This is a genomic window from uncultured Microbacterium sp., assembly GCF_947488465.1.
In the GTDB taxonomy this organism is placed as follows: domain Bacteria; phylum Actinomycetota; class Actinomycetes; order Actinomycetales; family Microbacteriaceae; genus Microbacterium.
In genome coordinates this window covers 872,454-890,635 of sequence record NZ_CANKZA010000001.1, presented here as the reverse complement: position 1 = coordinate 890,635, position 18,182 = coordinate 872,454, and the positions used below count along the sequence as shown (strand labels likewise).

The window sequence follows — 18,182 nt, the reverse complement described above, 5'->3', positions numbered from 1 at the left end:
GGCCTGAATCGCGTGGGAGGTTGCCCTAGACTGGCTGGTGTCGACCTTCATGACCCCGAAAGGTGAACCGTGCGCGTCAAACGTCGCCTCCGCTGGGCTGTCGTCCCGATGGGAATTGCCACCGCAGTCGCTCTGGCTGCCTGCACTCCGACCGAGCTGAACGGCTACCTTCCCGGTTTCGAGGATGCTGACGCGAAGCCCGCAACCAACCACACCGAGATGGTGTCGGGGCTGTGGGTGAACTCGTGGATCGTCCTCCTCATCGTCGGGGTGATCACGTGGGCGCTGATGGGCTTCGCGGCTGTGGCCTACCGTCGCCGCAAGGGCCAGAGCGGCCTGCCGGTGCAGATGCGCTACAACATGCCGATCGAGATTTTCTACACGATCGTGCCGCTCATCCTCGTCATCGGTTTCTTCGCGTTCACCGCTCGTGACCAGGCGATTCTCGAGACACAGTACGAAGACCCGGACGCGTGCATCACCGCGATCGGCAAGCAGTGGGCCTGGGATTTCCAGTACAACGAGGCTGACTGTGAAGAAGACGAGGCCGCGGTCTGGTCGATGGGTGTTCAGGCGGAGACCGATGCGCAGGGCAACATCATCAGCGAACTGCCCACGCTCTACCTCCCGGTCGACAAGGAAGTGAAGATCAAGCTCACGTCGCGTGACGTGATCCACTCCTTCTGGATCATCGACTTCCTGTACAAGAAGGACATGTACATCGGCAAGGACAACTACTGGTCCTTCACGCCGACCCGTGTCGGGGAGTACGACGGCAAGTGCGCCGAACTGTGTGGCCAGTACCACTCGATGATGCTCTTCAAGGTCAAGGTCGTCGAACAGGCCGAGTACGACGCCTACCTCGACAGCCTGCGCGATGCCGGCCAGACCGGTGGCATCAACGACGCCTACGACCGACTGCAGAACCTGCCCGGTACCGGCGCAACCTCCGAGGGAGAAAACTGATGGCGACGACAGTTCCGCTTCAGGGAGAAGCCCCGCGTCGGGTGTCGACTCTGCCGCCCCGCCAGGCCGCTCTGCTGAGCTCGTCCCGCGTGGAGCAGAAGGGCAACATCATCGTCAAGTGGATCACCTCCACTGACCACAAGACCATCGGGTACATGTACCTGATCGCCTCGGTGCTGTTCTTCCTCCTCGGTGGCGTGATGGCGCTCATCATCCGTGCCGAGCTGTTCGAGCCGGGCATGCAGATCCTTCCGACGAAGGATCAGTACAACCAGCTGTTCACGATGCACGGCACGATCATGCTGCTGATGTTCGCGACCCCGCTGTTCGCCGGCTTCGCGAACGCGATTCTCCCGCTGCAGATCGGCGCGCCCGACGTCGCGTTCCCGCGGCTGAACGCCTTCGCGCTCTGGCTCTTCATCTTCGGATCGCTGATCGCCGTCGCCGGGTTCCTCACGCCGCAGGGCGCGGCGTCGTTCGGCTGGTTCGCGTATCAACCGCTCGCCAATGCGAGCTTCTCGCCCGGTGCCGGTGGCAACCTGTGGATGCTCGGTCTCGGTATGAGTGGTTTCGGAACGATCCTCGGTGCCGTCAACTTCATCACGACGATCATCACGATGCGCGCGCCCGGTATGACGATGTGGCGACTGCCGATCTTCTCCTGGAACACGCTGGTCACCAGCATCCTCATCCTGATGGCGTTCCCCGTGCTGGCCGCCGCGATTCTCTCCGCCGCCGCAGACCGCGTTCTCGGTGCGCACATCTTCGATCCCGCCAACGGCGGAGTTCTGCTCTGGCAGCACCTGTTCTGGTTCTTCGGTCACCCCGAGGTCTACATCATCGCGTTGCCGTTCTTCGGCATCGTCTCCGAGATCCTCCCGGTCTTCAGCCGCAAGCCGATCTTCGGATACAAGACATTGGTGTACGCGACCATCGCGATCGCCGCGCTGTCTGTGTCGGTCTGGGCGCACCACATGTATGTCACGGGAGCTGTGCTCCTGCCGTTCTTCGCCCTGATGACCATGCTGATCGCGGTCCCGACCGGTGTGAAGATCTTCAACTGGATCGGCACGATGTGGAGAGGGTCCGTCACGTTCGAGACACCCATGGTGTTCTCGCTCGGCTTCCTGGTCTCCTTCGTCTTCGGTGGTCTCACGGGTGTCATCCTGGCCTCGCCGCCGCTCGACTTCGCGTTGTCCGATTCGTACTTCGTCGTCGCGCACTTCCACTACGTCGTCTTCGGCACGGTCGTGTTCGCGATGTTCGCCGGCTTCTACTTCTGGTGGCCCAAGTGGACCGGCCGCATGCTGAACGAGCGACTCGGAATGGTGCACTTCTGGCTGCTGTTCATCGGCTTCCACATGACCTTCCTGATCCAGCACTGGCTGGGCGTGGACGGTATGGTGCGTCGCTACGCCGACTATTCCGCCGCAGACGGGTGGACGTGGCAGAACCAGGTGTCCACGATCGGCGCCATGATTCTCGGCGCCTCGATGATTCCGTTCTTCCTGAATGTGTGGATCACCGCTCGTACGGCGCCCCGTGTCACGGTCAACGACCCGTGGGGTTACGGTGGATCGCTCGAGTGGGCGACGAGCTGCCCGCCGCCGCGGCATAACTTCACGTCGATCCCGCGCATCCGTAGCGAGCGCCCCGCGTTCGACCTGAACCACCCCGAAGCGGCCACGCCGGTCGGTGTGGGTCCGGCGAAGGACGCACCCGATGCCCCCGTTGTGGACCTGGCTGATGGAGAGGTCAAGTAAGTGAAGACCAACACCAACCTCTGGTGGATCCTCGCCGGGTTCTTTTTCCTCTGCACGGCGGTCTACACCGGCTGGAACATCATCGAGCACTCGTCGCTCCCGTGGTACGGCGCGATTGAGTGGGTCGGGACCGTGGCGTTGCTGTTCACGGTCTTCATGGCAATGCTGATCGCGTTTTACGTCAACCGGGTGCACCAGGCACAGGGCGGGGAACTTCCCGAAGACACCCTGACGGCGGATATCGATGATGCTGACCCCGAGATAGGTGAGTTCAGCCCGTGGTCGTGGTGGCCCCTCGTGCTCGCGTTCTCAGCGGCGCTGGCGATCCTCGGGCTGGCGGTCGGGACGTTCCTGCTGCCGATCGGTTTCGCCGTGTTCATCGTGGCGATCGTCGGCTGGGTCTACGAGTACTACCGCGGGTACTTCGCACGCTGAGCGGATCGGATGACGCCGAGACGTCATTCATCCGGCGGCATTCTTCGTCATGACACTGCACCTCGACACGGGCGTTGCCAGCGATGTCGGCGGTTACCGCGACATCAATCAGGATGCCGCGTTCGTCGCACCGTGGGGCGCCGGGGTTGCCGACGGTGTCGGAGGGGGGCCGGCCGGCGATCTCGCCTCTGCGGCGTTTCTGCATCGTCTGGTCTCTGCCGGGGGAGCGCAGGTCGATGACGGCGAATCGCTCGTGCGCCGCATCCGCGCCGCCAACGGGGATCTGAGCGCACATGTCCGCCGAGATCCGGCATTGACGGGGATGGCCACGACGTTCACCGGCGTCTGGTTCACCCATGAGGGGACGCTGCTCCTGGCGCATACCGGTGATTCGCGCGCGTACCTTGTGCGCGACCATCACCTGATCCGCCAGACGCGTGACGACTCTTTCGTTCAGAGCCTCGTCGACCAAGGTGCCGTGAGCGAGGAAGACGCCATGAGGCATCCGCGGCGCAACATCATCACGGCATCGCTCCGCGGAGATGAGGGGGATGTCGTCCGCGTCACCGAGCGGACCGGGCTCCGTGGTGACCGGTGGCTGCTGTGCAGTGACGGCATCAGCGACTATCTGCCGGATGAGGTGATCGCCGCGATTCTCCGCTCGGTCGCCGTCCCGCAGGAGACGGCCGATCTCTTGATCGCCGCTGCGCTCGACGCGGGCTCGCGCGACAACGTGACGGCCGTGGTGGCCGACATCGTGCCGGGGGAGCGCGACGACGACGCAGAGCCGGAGTTCGCCGGAGCAGCTGCCACGCGCTTCATCGAGCGCTTCGATGAGCTCGCCGGCTGACCGGTTTCAGTTCTCCGGACGGACGTACATGACCTGCGGGTCGAAGACGCGGGGGAGCTGCCCGTCAGCGTCGACGCACGGCAGACCTTCGCGGAGCCAATACTCATAGCCACCGATCATTTCGCGCACGGAAAAGCCCAGCCGCGCAAACTCGACGGCACCCTTGGCACCTGCGTTGCAGCCGGGGCTCCAGCAGTAGACGACGACGGGCACACCCGCGTCGAGCTCCCGTGGCGCACGCTCGGCGATGTCTCGGTAGGGCATGTGGATGGCTCCGACCGCGTGGCCCTGGTTCCAGGCATCCGTGCTGCGCACATCGATCAGCACCACGCTGTCGCCGGCTTTCTGCGCGGCGTACACGTCGGAGGGATCGGTCTCGTGGGCGAGCTTGCGAGAGAAGTAGCTGAGGGAGTCGGTCATGACTGAGACGCTACGGGATGCAGAAAGCGGCGAGAGTGACCGGGACGGTCACGCCTCGCCGCTTTTCGGCCAGATCACGAGAGGTCAGTGCCCCTTGTGGCCTGTTCCGTCGCCTTCTTCGAGCTCGGCGTGGTCCGCCTGTTCGAGAGCGTGGTGGTGGTGCGCGCGGGCCTCGTCGATATCGGCCTGCGTCACCGGGGCGAGACGGTCCTCGAAGAACCACCGAGAGATCGACGCGCGCAGGTTCTCGTGCCAGGGGATGCGACCCTGGTCGTTCGGACGCACGACCAGCGGCTCGTTGGTCTCGAAGTCCACGAGCTTGACGAGCTCGTAGTCGTCGACCGGCTGGTGGACCTCGATGTACTCGCCGCCGGGAAGGCGGACGATGCGACCGGACTCGTAGCCGTGCAGAGCGATCTCACGATCCTTCTTCTGCAGGGCGAGGCAGATGCGCTTCGTGACGAAGTACGCGATGACCGGGCCGACGATCAGCAGAGCCTGGAGCGTGTGGATCACACCTTCCATCGTGAGCCAGAAGTGGGTCGCGATGATGTCGGAGGAGGCAGCGGCCCACAGGACGGCGTAGAACGTGACGCCGGCGGCACCGATCGCGGTGCGCGTCGCGGCATTGCGCGGGCGCTGAGCGATGTGGTGTTCGCGCTTGTCGCCGGTGATCCACGCTTCGATGAACGGGTAGATGAGCACGAGGACGATGAAGATCCCGATGATGCCGAGTGGCAGCAGGATGTTCCACGACCAGGTGTGGCCCCAGAAGACCGACTCGAGGTGCGGCGGCACGAGACGCAGGGCGCCATCCGCGAAGCCGATGTACCAGTCGGGCTGCGTACCCGCCGACACCGGTGACGGGTCGTACGGGCCGTAGTTCCAGATCGGGTTGATCGTGAACAGCGAGGCGATCAGGACGATCACGCCGAAGGTGATGAAGAAGAAGCCACCCATCTTCGACATGTACACGGGCATCATCGGGTAGCCCACCACGTTGCTGTTCGTGCGGCCGGGTCCGGCGAACTGCGTGTGCTTGTTGACGATCATCAGCATCAGGTGCACCGCGAGGAGTGCCACGAGGATCGCTGGCAACAACAGGATGTGCAGCGTGTACAGGCGCCCGACGATCTCGGTGCCCGGGAATTCGCCGCCGAAGAGCAGGAACGAGATCCAGGTCCCCACGAGCGGGATGCCCTTGACCATGCCGTCGATGATCCGCAGGCCGTTGCCCGAGAGCAGGTCGTCGGGGAGCGAGTAGCCGGTGAAGCCTTCCGCCATCGCGAGGATGAACAGGATGAATCCGATCACCCAGTTCAGCTCACGCGGCTTGCGGAACGCGCCGGTGAAGAAGACACGCAGCATGTGCACGCCGATGCCGGCCACGAAGACCAGGGCCGCCCAGTGGTGGATCTGGCGCACGAGCAGACCGCCGCGGATGTCGAACGAGATGCGCAGTGACGAATCGAGTGCCGCCGACATCTCCACGCCACGCAACGGCAGGAAGGCGCCGGTGTAGTGCGTTTCGACCATGGATGCCTGGAAGAAGAACGTCAGGAAGGTGCCGGACAACAGCACCGCGACGAAGCTCCAGAGCGCGATCTCGCCCAGCATGAACGACCAGTGGTCGGGGAAGATCTTGCGGCCGAGTTCTTTGACCAGTCCCGAGATGCTCGTGCGCTCGTCGATGTAGTTCGCCGCGCCCGCGACGAAGCGGCCGCCGAGCGGCTTGTCGTTCGGGTTCTTCTCAGTGTCTGTCTCAGTGACAGTCGCGGTGCTCAATGGCGCTCCCAGAAGCTCGGGCCGACGGGTTCTTGGAAATCGCTCTGTGCGACGAGGTAGCCCTCGTCATCGACCGTGATCGGCAACTGCGGCAGCGGACGCGCTGCGGGGCCGAAGATCACTGCGGCCGAGCGAGAGACGTCGAACTGCGACTGGTGACACGGGCAGAGCAGGTGGTGCGTCTGCTGCTCGTAGAGCGCGACGGGGCATCCCACGTGCGTGCAGACCTTCGAGTACGCGACGATGCCGTCGTACGACCACTCGAGCTTGTTCTGGTCGGCGGGAAGCTGCTCGGGGAGCAGGCGCATGAGCAACACGATCGCCTTCGCCTTCTCTTCGAGATAGCCGTCGTGGTGGCTGAGCTCGGCGAGAGGAGCGGGGATGACGTGCACAGCGGAGCCGAGGGTCAGGTCGGCAGCACGAATCGGCTCGCCACTCGGGTCGTGCGCGAGGCGCATCCCTTCCTTCCACATCGTGTGACTGAGGAGAGCGACCGGGTCACCGGCGATCGGGTTGCTCGGGCTGTTCTCCGGAGCGAGACCGCGAAAGAGTGTGATCCCGGGGAGGATCGACGCGGCCAGCGCAGCGATCAGCGATCCGCGGATCGCGGTGCGGCGTCCGAATCCGGACTCCTCGTTCGCGTCACGCAGCGCCGCGACGGCGCCTTCACGCGTCGTGTCGCGGCCGCGGGTAGCGTGGCGGGGCTCGATGAACTCCTTGTCGCTCATGACGGCCTTGGACCAGTGGATCGCACCGATGCCGAGGGCCAGCAAGGCGAGGCCGATGCCGAGCCCGATGAAGAGGTTGTTGTGGCGGATATCGATGATCCGGCCACTCTCGATCGGGAAGAGCATGTAGGCGGCGACCGCCCAGATGCTGCCGGCCAGCGACAGGTAGAACAGCGTGTACACCGTGCGGACGGCGCGCTTCATAGCGGCCGGGTCCTGGTCGGTCACTCGCGTCCGGTGCGGCGGCAGTCCCGGGTTCTGCACGGGATCGGGAACCGCGACAGCGAGCCCCGCGGAGGGCTTCCATGAAGCCCTCTCGTGCTCGAGCGCGTCTTCCTCGTGTGCCATGGTGCTCCTCGCGTTATTTCTCGTCAGTGAAGTTCGTGATCAGTTGGACTTCGCCGTGATCCACACGGTGAGGCCGATGAGGGAACCGATGCCGAAGATCCAGATGAACAGACCCTCGGAGACCGGTCCGAGCGAACCGAGCGAGAATCCGCCGGCCGACTCGTTCTCCTGAAGAAAGATCAGCGACGAGATGATGTCGCGCTTTTCCTCGGTGGTGAGGGTCATGTCGTTGAAGACCGGCATGTTCTGCGGGCCGGTCGTCATGGCGGCGTACATGTGCAGCGCGCTGGTCGAGGTGAGCGCGGGAGCGTACTTGCCCTCCGTCAGGGCGCCGCCGGCGGCCGCCACGTTGTGGCACATGGCGCAGTTGATGCGGAAGAGTTCGGCACCGTTGGCCACGTCACCTTCCCCGTCGAGCACCTGCTCGTCGGGGAACGTGGGGCCGGGAGCCACCGACTGGACCCATGCGGCCATCGCGAGTGTCTGCTCCTCGGTGAACTGCGAGGGCTTCTGCGGGGCTTGCGGTCCCTGGGCCTGCAGGGGCATGCGGCCGGTCGAGACCTGGAACTCGACCGCGAGCTCGCCCACACCGTACAGCGACGGCCCGTCGGGCGTGCCCTCCAGGTTGAGGCCGTGACAGGTGGCGCAGTTCGCCTGGAAGAGCTTCTTGCCGTCTTCGGCGGTCAGCGCGGAGGCGACGGCGGTGGGCTCGGTTGCCGCCATCGCAGCGGAGGCGCCGGCGTAGATGCCACCCGTGACGAGTAGGCCGATGCCGATCAGGGCGGCCGCGGCCCACTTGCTGCGGCGGCCGGTCTGACGGCGCGGGGTCTTCGATGCCATGGAAGTGTTCAGCTCCGCTCTCACTTGATGAAGTAGATGACGACGAACAGGACGATCCAGACGACATCGACGAAGTGCCAGTAGTACGAGACGACGATCGAGGATGTCATCTCCTTACGGCCGAAGTTCTTGACCGCGTAGGCGCGGCCGATGACGAGCAGGAAGGCGATGAGGCCGCCGGTGACGTGGAGGGCGTGGAAGCCCGTCGTGATGTAGAAGGCCGACGCGTACGAGTCGGTGCTGATCGCGACGCCCTCGGCAACCAGAGTCGCGTACTCCCAGACCTGGCCCGAGACGAAGACGGCGCCCATCAGGAAGGAGAGGAAGAACCACTCGACCATGCCCCACTGGCGGAACTGCCAGAGCGATCCCTTGCGGTACGGCTGGAAGCGCTCAGCGGCGAAAACGCCGGCCTGAGCGGTGAACGACGACAGGATCAGGATGACCGTATTGATCGCGGCGAAGGGCACGTTGAGTTCGACGGTGCGCTCGGCCCACAACTCCGGAGAGGCGTTGCGCAGCGTGAAGTAGATGGCGAAAAGGCCCGCGAAGAACATGACTTCGCTGCCGAGCCACACGATCGTTCCGACCGCGACCGGGTCCGGCCGCTTCACGGAGCGCAATGCCTGGGGATACGTCGCTGAAGTGCTCGTCACCTCTCCATTATGGCGGATAGGGGACGAGGTTTTCGCATCACTGAAGGTCGTTTTGGGTGGAATCGTCCCGGCATCCGACTTTCGGAGGGATGAGCATGCGCTTTGAGGAGGCCGTGAGTTCGCCGTCAGAGTCCCGATAGGATCGGTCACCATGGCGGAGCTCTACTCGTGGCCTGAGATTCTCACGGCCGTCCTGGACCGACGTGACCTGACCGTCTCAGAGTCGACGTGGGCCATGCGCCACGTCATGGCAGGAGAGGCGACACCGTCGCAACTGGCCGGATTCCTCATCGCCCTGCGGGCGAAGGGCGAGACGGTCGATGAGATCGTCGGGTTCCGTGACGCGATCCTCGAAGCCGCCGTCCCGCTCCCTGTTCCCGCAGACGTGCTCGACATCGTCGGGACGGGTGGTGACCGGTTCGGTACGGTGAACATTTCGACGATGTCGGCGATCGTCGCAGCATCCGCGGGGATTCCGGTTGTCAAACACGGCAACAAGGCGGCGAGCTCGGCATCCGGGTCATCGGACGTCCTGCGTGCGCTCGGCATCGATCTGACGCTGTCGCCGGAACGCGTCGCCGACGTGCTCGCCGAGGTGGGCATCACGTTCGCGTTCGCGTCGGCCTTCCACCCCGGCTTCCGTCACGCGGGGCCGACCCGTTCCGAACTGGGTGTGCCGACCGTCTTCAACTTCCTCGGTCCGTTGTGCAACCCGGCCCGGGCCGAGGCGAACGCCGTCGGTGTCGCGAACCTCGATCGCGTCCCGTTGATCACCGGTGTCTTTCGGACGCGCGGTGCGACGGCGCTCGTGTTCCGCGGAGATGATGGCCTCGACGAACTCACCACCACTGGTCACAGTCGTCTGTGGGAGATCAGCCGCGGTGACATCCACGAGCATGATCTCGATCCCCGCGACCTCGGGATCCCGTTGGCTCAGATCGACGATCTGCTCGGCGGTGACGCCGAGCACAACGCTGCCGTCGTTCACCGCGTGCTGGCGGGCGAGACCGGTCCGGTGCGCGACATCGTGCTGCTGAACACCGCCGCCGGCATCGTGGCGTACGACCTGTTCCGCGATGCGACTCAGGTTCAGCGTCCGATCGTGGAGCGCTTGGGTGACGCAGTGGCGCGCGCGGCGGAGGCGATCGACTCCGGAGCCGCCGCCGCGAAGCTGACCGCGTGGGTCGAAGCCACCTCGTCGGGATCGGTCTGAGAGCGCACCTCGTCCGCATTTTCTCCGGCGATAGGTACTGGTGAGCCTCTCCTGAGCGGCGTTACGGTGAAGACAACATCACGGCACCCCTAGAGAGGAACCGCCATGTCAGAACAGGTTGTGACGGCTGACACCGTCGAGCCGCCCCAGAAAAAGGTCGGCATCGTCAAGCTCGCCGGCATCCTCGGCATTCTCGGCGGCATCGCGCTGATCGTCGTCGGAATCGTGGTCTGGGTGATCGTTTCCTCCCAGTTGCGTGCCGAGAACATCACCATCCCGGACGACGCAATGGCCTTCCAGGGTCAGACAGTCGCCGGGCCCTTCACCGCGTATGTCCAGGCCGACATCATCCAGCACCACGCTCTTGGCGCATCGGGCGGCAAGACCTACGCCGAGCTCGCGCAGGATGACCCGGTGCGCGCCACGATGATGAACGCGTCGTTCCTCCGTGCGTCGCTGTTCACCTCGGTCGTCTCGTTCGGTGTCGCCGCCTTTGCAATGGGAATCGGCATCCTGTCGATCTTGTTCGGGTTGGCACTGAACCGGCTGGCCTCGGTGCCGGTCGTCGTTCGACGGTCGACGGTCACCAACTCCTGACCCGACGAAACGGGCTCGCGCTTCGGTGCGAGCCCGTTTCGCGTCTCTCGACATGGACCCCGGCGCCGCTCTCGACGAAATCGCCTCGCTCCTCGAGCGGGAGCGTGCGTCGCGCTATAAGTCGAAGGCGTTCCGAACCGCGTCGGCGGCCATCGCGGGACTCTCCGCCGCGCAGCTTGACGACGTGGCGAGCCTGCGTCGCCGGCCCGGGATCGGGGAGTCCACCCTGCGTGTGATCGTGCAGGCGCGCGGAGGAGCGGTGCCTGACTATCTCGCCGAATTGCGGGCGTTGCACGGTCCGCCGCCGTCGACCCTTCGGTCGCTCTTGCGGGGCGACCTGCATGCCCACTCGGAGTGGTCGGACGGGTTGACCTCGATCGACCTGATGGTCGACGGCGCTCGGGCGCTCGGCCACGAGTACCTCGCGATCACGGATCATTCGCCACGGTTGCGCGTCGCGCACGGTCTGGATGCCGAGCGCCTCCGCGAACAGATCGACGTGGTCGCGGGATTCCGCAGGTCCGGCTTCACGCTCCTCACCGGCATCGAGGTCGACATCCTCGACGGCGGCGACCTCGATCAGGAAACGGATCTCCTCGCCGTGCTCGACATCGTCGTGGCCTCGGCGCACTCCCAGTTGCGCATGGAGAAGCGCGCGATGACGCGGCGGCTCGTGGCCGCCGTGTGTCATCCGCACACCGACGTGCTGGGACACGTCACCGGTCGCCTCGTCGCCGGGGCGCGCGGGCTGCGACCCGCATCGGACTTCGACGCGCCTGCGGTCTTCGCGGCGTGTGCGGATCGCGGCGTCGCCGTCGAAATCAACTCCCGACCCGAGCGGGAGGATCCGCCGGATGAGTTGATCGCCCTGGCCCTCGCCGAGGGATGCCTGTTCTCGATCGACTCGGATGCGCACGCACCGGGCCAACTCGCCCTTCTCGCCGAGGGCGCGGCACGCGCAGAAGCGGCCGGCATCCCACCGGAGCGGATCGTCACGACGTGGCCGCTCGACAGGCTGCGGGAATGGACCGAGCGGCGTCGCTGAGTTCAGGAGGGATCCCACTGAGGGCCTGCTGTGGTCGCCAGGGGGTCCGGGCGAGGGGGCTGACCCTGTGGTTGGTGATTTTGGGTCTCGTGTCGTCGCTCCCACCCTCGCAGAGCGGCCACACGGGACCCCAGATAGGGGTCTGCAGTTTTGGGCCTGTTGTGGTCGCCGTGGCTGACGTGAGGGGTGGCTCGCGGGTCGCGTGACCCTCGAGCTTGAGATTTTGGGTCTCATGTCGTCGCTCCCACCCTCGCAGAGCGGCCACACGGGACCCCATATAGGTGTGTGGCGCGGGCAATCAGACGCGGGCGGCGATCGCCGCAACGGCGCGATCGAGCGAGGATCCGAGGTTCCAGGCCGCGCTGAGGCTCGCCGCTTTCGCGGGGTCGGCGGCGCGGAGGCGGCTGTCAATTTCCGGCAGGTCCAGGGTGCGGACCACTTCGACGACCGTCGGTGCCACGTCGAGGTAGTCGGCGGACGCGTGGAGCTTGGCGCGAATGCCGGCCGTCATCCCCTCGCCCCGCTCGGCGGCTGAGCGGATGCCGGCCAGGTCGCCGTGCGCGGCGAGCAGTGTCGCCGCGGTCTTCTCGCCGATCCCCGCGACGCCGGGAAGCCCGTCGGACGCGTCGCCGCGGAGCACGGCGAAGTCGGCGTACTGGGTGGGCAGTACTGCGTAGTTCGCGACGACGGCTGCGTCGTCGAGAACCTCGAGGTTGCTCATGCCGCGTCCGGTATAGACGACGCGGACGCCCCGGGCATCGTCAACGAGCTGGAACAGATCGCGATCACCGGTGACGACGTCGACGGGCATGGATGCCTGCGTCGCGAGGCTGCCGATCACATCGTCGGCTTCGTGCTCCGGCACCCCGACGATCGGGATGCCGAGAACGCCCAGTTCCTCGCGGATAAGCGGGATCTGGGCTTCGAGGGGATCGGGGATGACCTCGACATCGGGACCCGCCTCGACCTCCGTGGCGACGCGATGGGTCTTGTAGCTCGGGATGAGGTCGACTCGCCACTGCGGTCGCCAATCGTCGTCCCAGCAGGCGATGAGATGCGTCGGCTCGTACGTCGAGACGAGCTTGGCGATCATGTCGAGCAGTCCGCGTGCCGCGTTCACCGGTCGACCGTCGGGGGAGCGCACCGTGTCGGGCACCCCGTAGAACGCACGGAAATACAGGCTCGCGGTGTCAAGCAGCATCAGTCGGTCGGGCACGTGCACATCCTGTCACGCACCGCGGATATGCGTCAGCAGCCGGGGCCACCGGGGCTTTCGAGACAGGTGCGATCGACAAGCGCGGTGCGCACCTCGACCACCTCGATCGTCGACGTGGGCGTCCGCACCTCGAGGAGTCCCGGAACGGGCACATCGCCGCTGCCGAAGTCGACGGTCGCGGCGTACTGCACGATCGCGGCGGCACCGTACGTGCCGCGTGCGGCATAGGCGTGACTGGTCGCGGTGGCGCTGAACTGTGCCTGGCCGAGCGCTGCCCAGCTCTGTCCTCCGGTCGCCGCCGTGCGCGACGTGCCATCGCCGTGCACGAAAACGAAGGATGCCGGCACGAACCGCACCGTCACCGGCAGGTCGAACAGGGTCCCCGTCGCCGTGTGCGGCGTCGCGCTGACGACGAAGTTCATCGGCATGCCGACGATGCCCACGCCGTCCGGCTCGTCGGCGAGGAGCGATGCCGCCGGCGCGAACGACGCGACGTCGGCAAGCGTCGGACGCAACACCACGATCGAGTAGCACCGCGGATCCCGCGGATCGGCGATGCAGTCCGGTCCGGGCGGTACCGGCGCGGCCGGACCCCCGGGCGGGCGCGGTCCGGACTCCGGCGCGGAGGCGTTCTCACGCCCGCCGCCGGACGAGCCGCCGCCCGGTCGCGTGGCGCCGATCTCCACCGACGACCCCGAGTTCGAGATCGTGCACAACCCCGCTGCGCGTTGATCGAAGCTACATTGATCGGTCTGCGCACCTGACAATGCGATATAGAGCAGGAGGATTCCTAGCATGCGGAGTCAGTCGCCGTGGTGCTCGAAATCAGTGGTTCGGGTGTTACCCAGATCACGGTCGCTTCCAGACCAAGCTTGTCTGCTCGATCATAGGGTGTCACGTCGACCCCATCACGGTTCACTAGCCGCGTCTGAGAGACGTTGATGCAGACCAGTATTGAACTGGAAGCCAGGCTCCAGTCCGACGGGGCTACTGCCGAGACGATTGAATCGCCCTGCAAGCTCAAGCCCTCCGCCACGAATGTTCTCTGACCATCAATGTCCGCTTCCAGTGCCACACCGGTGAGAAACCCTTGCGGATCCATAGCTGACGTGGGATCTGCCCGCCGCGCGTTCACCGCGTCGACGTAGGCGCGATAGGTGGCCTCGGCGGCGGCGAAGGCCTCTTCCTCCGAGGCGAAACCGGTGGGCGAGGGAGTCGGTGTCGGCTCCGGCGTGCATCCGCTCGCGAGCAGGGCGATGGCCAGGGCGCCGAGCATCGCGCCGGCGCGATGCAGCATCCGATCCATCATGTGCCTACGCTAGCCAGTGGCCCTTGCCGGGGTCGCGGTTATCCACAAGGAGTCGTCATGTCGTTCGGTTCCGCCGCAGCGCGCCGTGGCCGTCGCCTGCCGGCCGTAGATCCGTGTCCGTGCGGGAGCGGCCAGGACTTCTCTGCGTGTTGCGGGCCCATTCTCGACTGCGCTCCGGCCCGGTCGTCCGAAACCCTGATGCGATCGCGCTACACCGCATTCGCGCTCGGGGATGTCGACCATCTTCTGAGCTCCTGGCATCCGACAACGCGACCCGAAACGTTGGAACTCGAGGACACGTGGGAATGGCGACGTCTCGACATCGTCCGCGCGCAGGATCAGGGCACGCACGGCATCGTGGAGTTTCGCGCGCAGTGGCATGACGCCACCGCCCACACCGCGGGCGAGCTTCACGAGGTGAGCCGGTTTCGCCAGGCGGCGGGCCGCTGGTTCTACGTCGACGGCGACGCGGAGTAACTCGCCTGCAGGGAACCGGGGACTTCTGATAGCCTTGAGTGTCATTTGTGTGGCGCTATTGCCATGCCTTCGTGACATGCACTCCCTACTCACCGTTTCGGCTCGAGGTTTCCGGACGTCTTCACGCGGACGGATGCCGTTGACAGCGCGAAGCCCGATACCCCAACCCAACAAGGACAACCCACTACATGACTACCGCAACGACCGCCCCGGCCACCAAGCAGGTCGCCATCAATGACATCGGATCTGCTGAAGACTTCCTGGCCGCGGTCGAACTGACGATCAAGTCCTTCAACGACGGCGACCTCATCGAAGGAACCGTCGTGAAGGTCGACCGCGACGAGGTTCTCCTCGACGTCGGATTCAAGACCGAGGGTGTCATCCCCTCGCGCGAGCTTTCCATCAAGCACGACGTCGACCCCAACGAGGTCGTCAAGGTCGGCGACGAGGTCGAAGCCCTCGTTCTCCAGAAGGAGGACAAGGAAGGCCGTCTCATCCTGTCGAAGAAGCGCGCGCAGTACGAGCGTGCGTGGGGCGACGTGGAGAAGATCAAGGAGAACGACGGTGTTGTCACCGGTTCCGTGATCGAGGTCGTCAAGGGTGGACTCATCGTCGACATCGGACTCCGCGGCTTCCTGCCGGCATCGCTCATCGAGCTGCGTCGCGTTCGCGACCTCACGCCGTACCTCGGCCAGGAGATCGAGGCGAAGATCCTCGAGCTCGACAAGAACCGCAACAACGTCGTGCTCTCGCGTCGCGCCCTGCTCGAGCAGACGCAGTCGGAGTCGCGCACCACGTTCCTCAACAACCTTCACAAGGGTCAGGTTCGCAAGGGTGTCGTTTCGTCGATCGTCAACTTCGGTGCGTTCGTCGACCTGGGCGGCGTGGACGGCCTCGTGCACGTCTCCGAGCTCAGCTGGAAGCACATCGAGCACGCCTCCGAGGTCGTCGAGGTCGGTCAGGAAGTCACCGTCGAGATCCTCGAGGTCGACCTTGACCGTGAGCGTGTCTCCCTGTCGCTGAAGGCGACGCAGGAGGACCCGTGGCAGGTCTTCGCCCGCACCCACGCCATCGGCCAGGTTGCTCCGGGCAAGGTCACCAAGCTCGTTCCGTTCGGTGCGTTCGTGCGTGTCGCAGACGGCATCGAGGGCCTCGTCCACATCTCCGAGCTGTCCGGCAAGCACGTCGAGCTCGCTGAGCAGGTCGTGTCGGTCGGCGAAGAGGTCTTCGTCAAGATCATCGACATCGACCTCGAGCGTCGCCGCATCTCGCTGTCGCTCAAGCAGGCCAACGAGTCGGTCGACCCCAACGGCACCGAGTTCGACCCGGCGCTGTACGGCATGGCGACCGAGTACGACGAGCTCGGCGAGTACAAGTACCCCGAGGGCTTCGACCCCGAGTCGGGTGCGTGGCTCGAGGGCTTCGACGCTCAGCGCGAGAAGTGGGAGCAGGACTACGCTGCGGCCCAGGGTCGCTGGGAGTCGCACAAGGCTGCCGTCGCCAAGGCGATCGAGGCCGAGGCGAACGCCCCGACCGAGACCACCTCGGCCTCGCCGTCGTTCACCTCGGACAGCACCGGCGGCGGAACGCTCGCCGATGACGAGGCGCTCGCGGCACTCCGCGAGAAGCTGTCGGGTCGCTGAATCTAGAACCCGTGTGAGGGCCGCCACCCTCGGAGAAATCCGAGGGTGGCGGCCCTTTCGGGTTGGTCCGCGCTAACGTCGAGGTATGCACGTGCACCGAGGTGGCCGTCGGCCTTCGGGTGCGACGATCGACTTGCGCGATCGGGTGGTTGCCAACAACCAACTCCTCCTCACCGCCATCGTCGGCGCACTGTTCGTCGTCGGCTTCGCGACGCAGTCGCTGCGGAATCCGGAGCTGTTCGGACTCGGGGTGCTCGTCATCGTGGTCGGTGCCGGGGCGAGCCTCGCGGTGCCGTGGACTCGGATCGCCCCCGCCTGGGTCGCGATCATCCCCCTGGTGGACATCGGGGCGATCGCACTTCTCCGCGCATCCGATCCGTCCGGGGGACTCGGCCTGCTGTGGGCGTTCCCGGTGCTGTGGCTCTCGTCGCTCGGACGAGGGGCATTCCTTCTCTCGTCCATGCTCGTGACGGCTGTGTACTGGGTGGTGGTGGCCACCTCCGGCGCCACCGAGCGCACCTACGCCCACGTGCTGTTGCCCATGCTGATGTTCGCCATCGGCTGGGCCAGCTACTCCGCCACCCGCCGCTCGTCTGCGCAACGCGTTTTGCTCGATCGGCAGACCGACCGCCTATCCGCCGCGCTGGCCCAGGCGAATCGGCAGGAGCAACTGGTCACCGAAGTGCTCGACACGGTCGATTTCGGCGTGATCCGAATCGATGCCTCCGGCGCCGTCACGCACGTCAACGATGCGCTCGGCGCGTTCCGTCTCCGCATCCCGGGATTCGGGCGCGTCGATGAGGACCTCGTCTCGTATCGAGAGGACGGCCTCACCCTGTTGTCCGCCGCCGAGCGACCGTTGGCGCGTGCGCTCCGCGGCGAGGAGTTCAGCGATGTGATCGTGCAGGCAGCGGCGATCTACCGCGGGTGCGTCGACGAGTTGAGCGGGCTCGATCGAGGACTCCTGCCGCAGGTCGGGGTCGGGGTGGCGCTCACCGAGACCTTGGGGTACGACGCCGAACACCTCCTCGCGTCGGCGCGGCTCGCAGCGGGTGACGCGGCGCACAGCGTGGAAGCGTCGGTGTTGTTCGGGGGTGTCAGCGGTTCACGTCCCGCGCACCGCTGACGGGACATGGCATCGTGGTCTTATGGCATTGATCGCACTGACCGGTGGTATCGCCTCCGGAAAATCCACCATCGCCCGGCATCTCGCCGATCATGGCGCCGTCATCGTCGATGCCGATCAGATTGTGCGCGACGTGCAGAGTGCGGGGTCACCCGTTCTCGCGCGAATCGCCGAGGAGTTCGGTGCGGAGGTGATCCGCGCCGACGGCTCCCTCGACCGCCCGGCGCTCGGAGCGCGGGTGTTCGGCGACGAATCGCGGCTCGCCGCGCTGAATGCGATCGTGCACCCGGCCGTCCGCATCGAGTCGGCTCGGCGGTTCGCGCAGGTCTTCGCGGACGACCCGGACGCCGTCGTCGTCTATGACGTTCCGCTCCTCGTCGAAGCCCGCGTCGACGACCCCTGGGATCTGATCGTCGTCGCGCACGCTCCCACCGACGTGCGGATGGGCCGGCTGGTCGAGATTCGCGGACTGAGCGAGTCCGAGGCATCCGCCCGTATCGCCGCGCAGGTCTCCGACGATCGGCGTCTGGCCGTCGCTGATGTCGTGATCGATACGGCCGGTACGCTCGCGGAGACGGCAGCGCAGGTCGACCGGTTGTGGGAAGAGCTGCCGCGTCTCACCCGAACCGCTCTCGCGCGCTGAGCGCGATATCGCGCCGACACGGCTCCGCAACGGGCCGTTCATGGGGAGCCGCTACCGTGGCCGCATCACCCGAGCTCCACCGGTCCGAGGAGTCATCATGTGCGCATCCACGAGGAGAATTG

General features: G+C 65.8%; 20 protein-coding genes and 1 pseudogene. 13 read left to right on the top strand and 8 right to left on the bottom strand.

Annotated features, from left to right (window positions below; translation table 11 throughout):
- Positions 1-69 precede the first annotated feature (69 nt).
- From coxB to Q0653_RS04290, 4 genes are read left to right on the top strand one after another with little or no spacing between them, the layout of a single operon-like run.
- Positions 70-966 carry a cytochrome c oxidase subunit II gene (gene coxB, locus Q0653_RS04305; protein WP_298942839.1) on the top strand — a complete coding sequence of 299 codons (897 nt, stop codon included), beginning with the start codon at positions 70-72 and terminating at the stop codon, positions 964-966.
- On the top strand, positions 966-2,729 hold the full coding sequence (ctaD, locus tag Q0653_RS04300) for a cytochrome c oxidase subunit I (protein WP_298942837.1): 1,764 nt from the start codon (positions 966-968) through the stop codon (positions 2,727-2,729). The genes coxB and ctaD overlap by 1 nt, the downstream gene beginning before the upstream one ends.
- Positions 2,730-3,164, top strand: a complete 435-nt coding sequence (locus Q0653_RS04295) for a cytochrome c oxidase subunit 4 (RefSeq protein ID WP_298942835.1) — start codon at positions 2,730-2,732, stop codon at positions 3,162-3,164.
- A gap of 49 nt (positions 3,165-3,213) precedes the next feature.
- Entirely contained in the window at positions 3,214-4,014 is an 801-nt protein-coding gene (locus Q0653_RS04290) for a protein phosphatase 2C domain-containing protein (protein ID WP_298942833.1), read from the top strand.
- A gap of 6 nt (positions 4,015-4,020) precedes the next feature.
- On the opposite strand, the gene Q0653_RS04285 is transcribed toward Q0653_RS04290, so the two are convergent.
- The 5 genes from Q0653_RS04285 to Q0653_RS04265 all read right to left on the bottom strand — a co-directional run bounded on the left by Q0653_RS04285 (position 4,021) and on the right by Q0653_RS04265 (position 8,791).
- On the bottom strand, positions 4,021-4,434 hold the full coding sequence (locus Q0653_RS04285) for a rhodanese-like domain-containing protein (protein WP_298942831.1): 414 nt from the start codon (positions 4,432-4,434) through the stop codon (positions 4,021-4,023).
- A gap of 84 nt (positions 4,435-4,518) precedes the next feature.
- Positions 4,519-6,219: a ubiquinol-cytochrome c reductase cytochrome b subunit gene (locus Q0653_RS04280; RefSeq protein WP_298942829.1), complete on the bottom strand. Its 1,701-nt coding sequence runs from the start codon at positions 6,217-6,219 to the stop codon at positions 4,519-4,521.
- The gene (locus Q0653_RS04275) at positions 6,216-7,295 is read right to left on the bottom strand and encodes a Rieske (2Fe-2S) protein (protein ID WP_298742533.1); all 1,080 of its coding nucleotides are present in this window, start codon (positions 7,293-7,295) and stop codon (positions 6,216-6,218) included. The genes Q0653_RS04280 and Q0653_RS04275 overlap by 4 nt, the downstream gene beginning before the upstream one ends.
- 39 nt (positions 7,296-7,334) lie before the next feature.
- Positions 7,335-8,135, bottom strand: a complete 801-nt coding sequence (locus Q0653_RS04270) for a cytochrome c (RefSeq protein WP_298942826.1) — start codon at positions 8,133-8,135, stop codon at positions 7,335-7,337.
- A 20-nt stretch (positions 8,136-8,155) separates the two neighbouring features.
- Positions 8,156-8,791 carry a heme-copper oxidase subunit III gene (locus Q0653_RS04265; protein WP_298742535.1) on the bottom strand — a complete coding sequence of 212 codons (636 nt, stop codon included), beginning with the start codon at positions 8,789-8,791 and terminating at the stop codon, positions 8,156-8,158.
- A 151-nt stretch (positions 8,792-8,942) separates the two neighbouring features.
- On the opposite strand from Q0653_RS04265, the gene trpD reads away from it, so the two are divergent.
- The 3 genes from trpD (at position 8,943) to Q0653_RS04250 (ending at position 11,646) form a co-directional block, all read left to right on the top strand.
- The gene (trpD, locus tag Q0653_RS04260; protein WP_298942824.1) at positions 8,943-10,004 is read left to right on the top strand and encodes an anthranilate phosphoribosyltransferase; all 1,062 of its coding nucleotides are present in this window, start codon (positions 8,943-8,945) and stop codon (positions 10,002-10,004) included.
- A gap of 105 nt (positions 10,005-10,109) precedes the next feature.
- On the top strand, positions 10,110-10,601 hold the full coding sequence (locus tag Q0653_RS04255; protein WP_298942823.1) for an aromatic ring-opening dioxygenase LigA: 492 nt from the start codon (positions 10,110-10,112) through the stop codon (positions 10,599-10,601).
- 52 nt (positions 10,602-10,653) lie between these two features.
- Positions 10,654-11,646, top strand: coding sequence for a PHP domain-containing protein (locus tag Q0653_RS04250; protein WP_298942819.1), 993 nt, complete (start codon positions 10,654-10,656; stop codon positions 11,644-11,646).
- Positions 11,647-11,944: 298 nt separating this feature from the next.
- On the opposite strand, the gene Q0653_RS04245 is transcribed toward Q0653_RS04250, so the two are convergent.
- Both Q0653_RS04245 and Q0653_RS04240 read right to left on the bottom strand, forming a co-directional pair.
- Complete coding sequence (locus Q0653_RS04245; RefSeq protein WP_298942817.1) at positions 11,945-12,862, bottom strand: 5'-3' exonuclease; 918 nt, start codon at positions 12,860-12,862, stop codon at positions 11,945-11,947.
- Positions 12,863-12,894: 32 nt separating this feature from the next.
- Entirely contained in the window at positions 12,895-13,380 is a 486-nt protein-coding gene (locus tag Q0653_RS04240) for a hypothetical protein (RefSeq protein ID WP_298942815.1), read from the bottom strand.
- 37 nt (positions 13,381-13,417) lie between these two features.
- On the opposite strand from Q0653_RS04240, the gene Q0653_RS04235 reads away from it, so the two are divergent.
- Positions 13,418-13,594, top strand: coding sequence for a hypothetical protein (locus tag Q0653_RS04235; protein WP_298942813.1), 177 nt, complete (start codon positions 13,418-13,420; stop codon positions 13,592-13,594).
- 58 nt (positions 13,595-13,652) lie between these two features.
- Here the strand turns inward: Q0653_RS04235 and Q0653_RS04230 are convergent, their stop codons facing one another.
- Positions 13,653-14,171 carry a hypothetical protein gene (locus Q0653_RS04230; protein ID WP_298942811.1) on the bottom strand — a complete coding sequence of 173 codons (519 nt, stop codon included), beginning with the start codon at positions 14,169-14,171 and terminating at the stop codon, positions 13,653-13,655.
- On the opposite strand from Q0653_RS04230, the pseudogene Q0653_RS14040 reads away from it, so the two are divergent.
- The 5 genes and pseudogenes from Q0653_RS14040 to coaE all read left to right on the top strand — a co-directional run.
- Positions 14,151-14,330: pseudogene (locus tag Q0653_RS14040) on the top strand (SEC-C metal-binding domain-containing protein); the annotation flags it as partial. The gene Q0653_RS04230 and the pseudogene Q0653_RS14040 overlap by 21 nt on opposite strands.
- Positions 14,331-14,369: 39 nt before the next feature.
- Entirely contained in the window at positions 14,370-14,648 is a 279-nt protein-coding gene (locus tag Q0653_RS04225) for a YchJ family metal-binding protein (RefSeq protein ID WP_366521956.1), read from the top strand.
- A 188-nt stretch (positions 14,649-14,836) separates the two neighbouring features.
- On the top strand, positions 14,837-16,291 hold the full coding sequence (gene rpsA / locus Q0653_RS04220; RefSeq protein WP_261605711.1) for a 30S ribosomal protein S1: 1,455 nt from the start codon (positions 14,837-14,839) through the stop codon (positions 16,289-16,291).
- A gap of 85 nt (positions 16,292-16,376) precedes the next feature.
- Entirely contained in the window at positions 16,377-17,417 is a 1,041-nt protein-coding gene (locus Q0653_RS04215; RefSeq protein ID WP_298942808.1) for a hypothetical protein, read from the top strand.
- A 22-nt stretch (positions 17,418-17,439) separates the two neighbouring features.
- Positions 17,440-18,060, top strand: a complete 621-nt coding sequence (gene coaE, locus Q0653_RS04210; protein ID WP_298942806.1) for a dephospho-CoA kinase — start codon at positions 17,440-17,442, stop codon at positions 18,058-18,060.
- Positions 18,061-18,182: the final 122 nt, after the last annotated feature.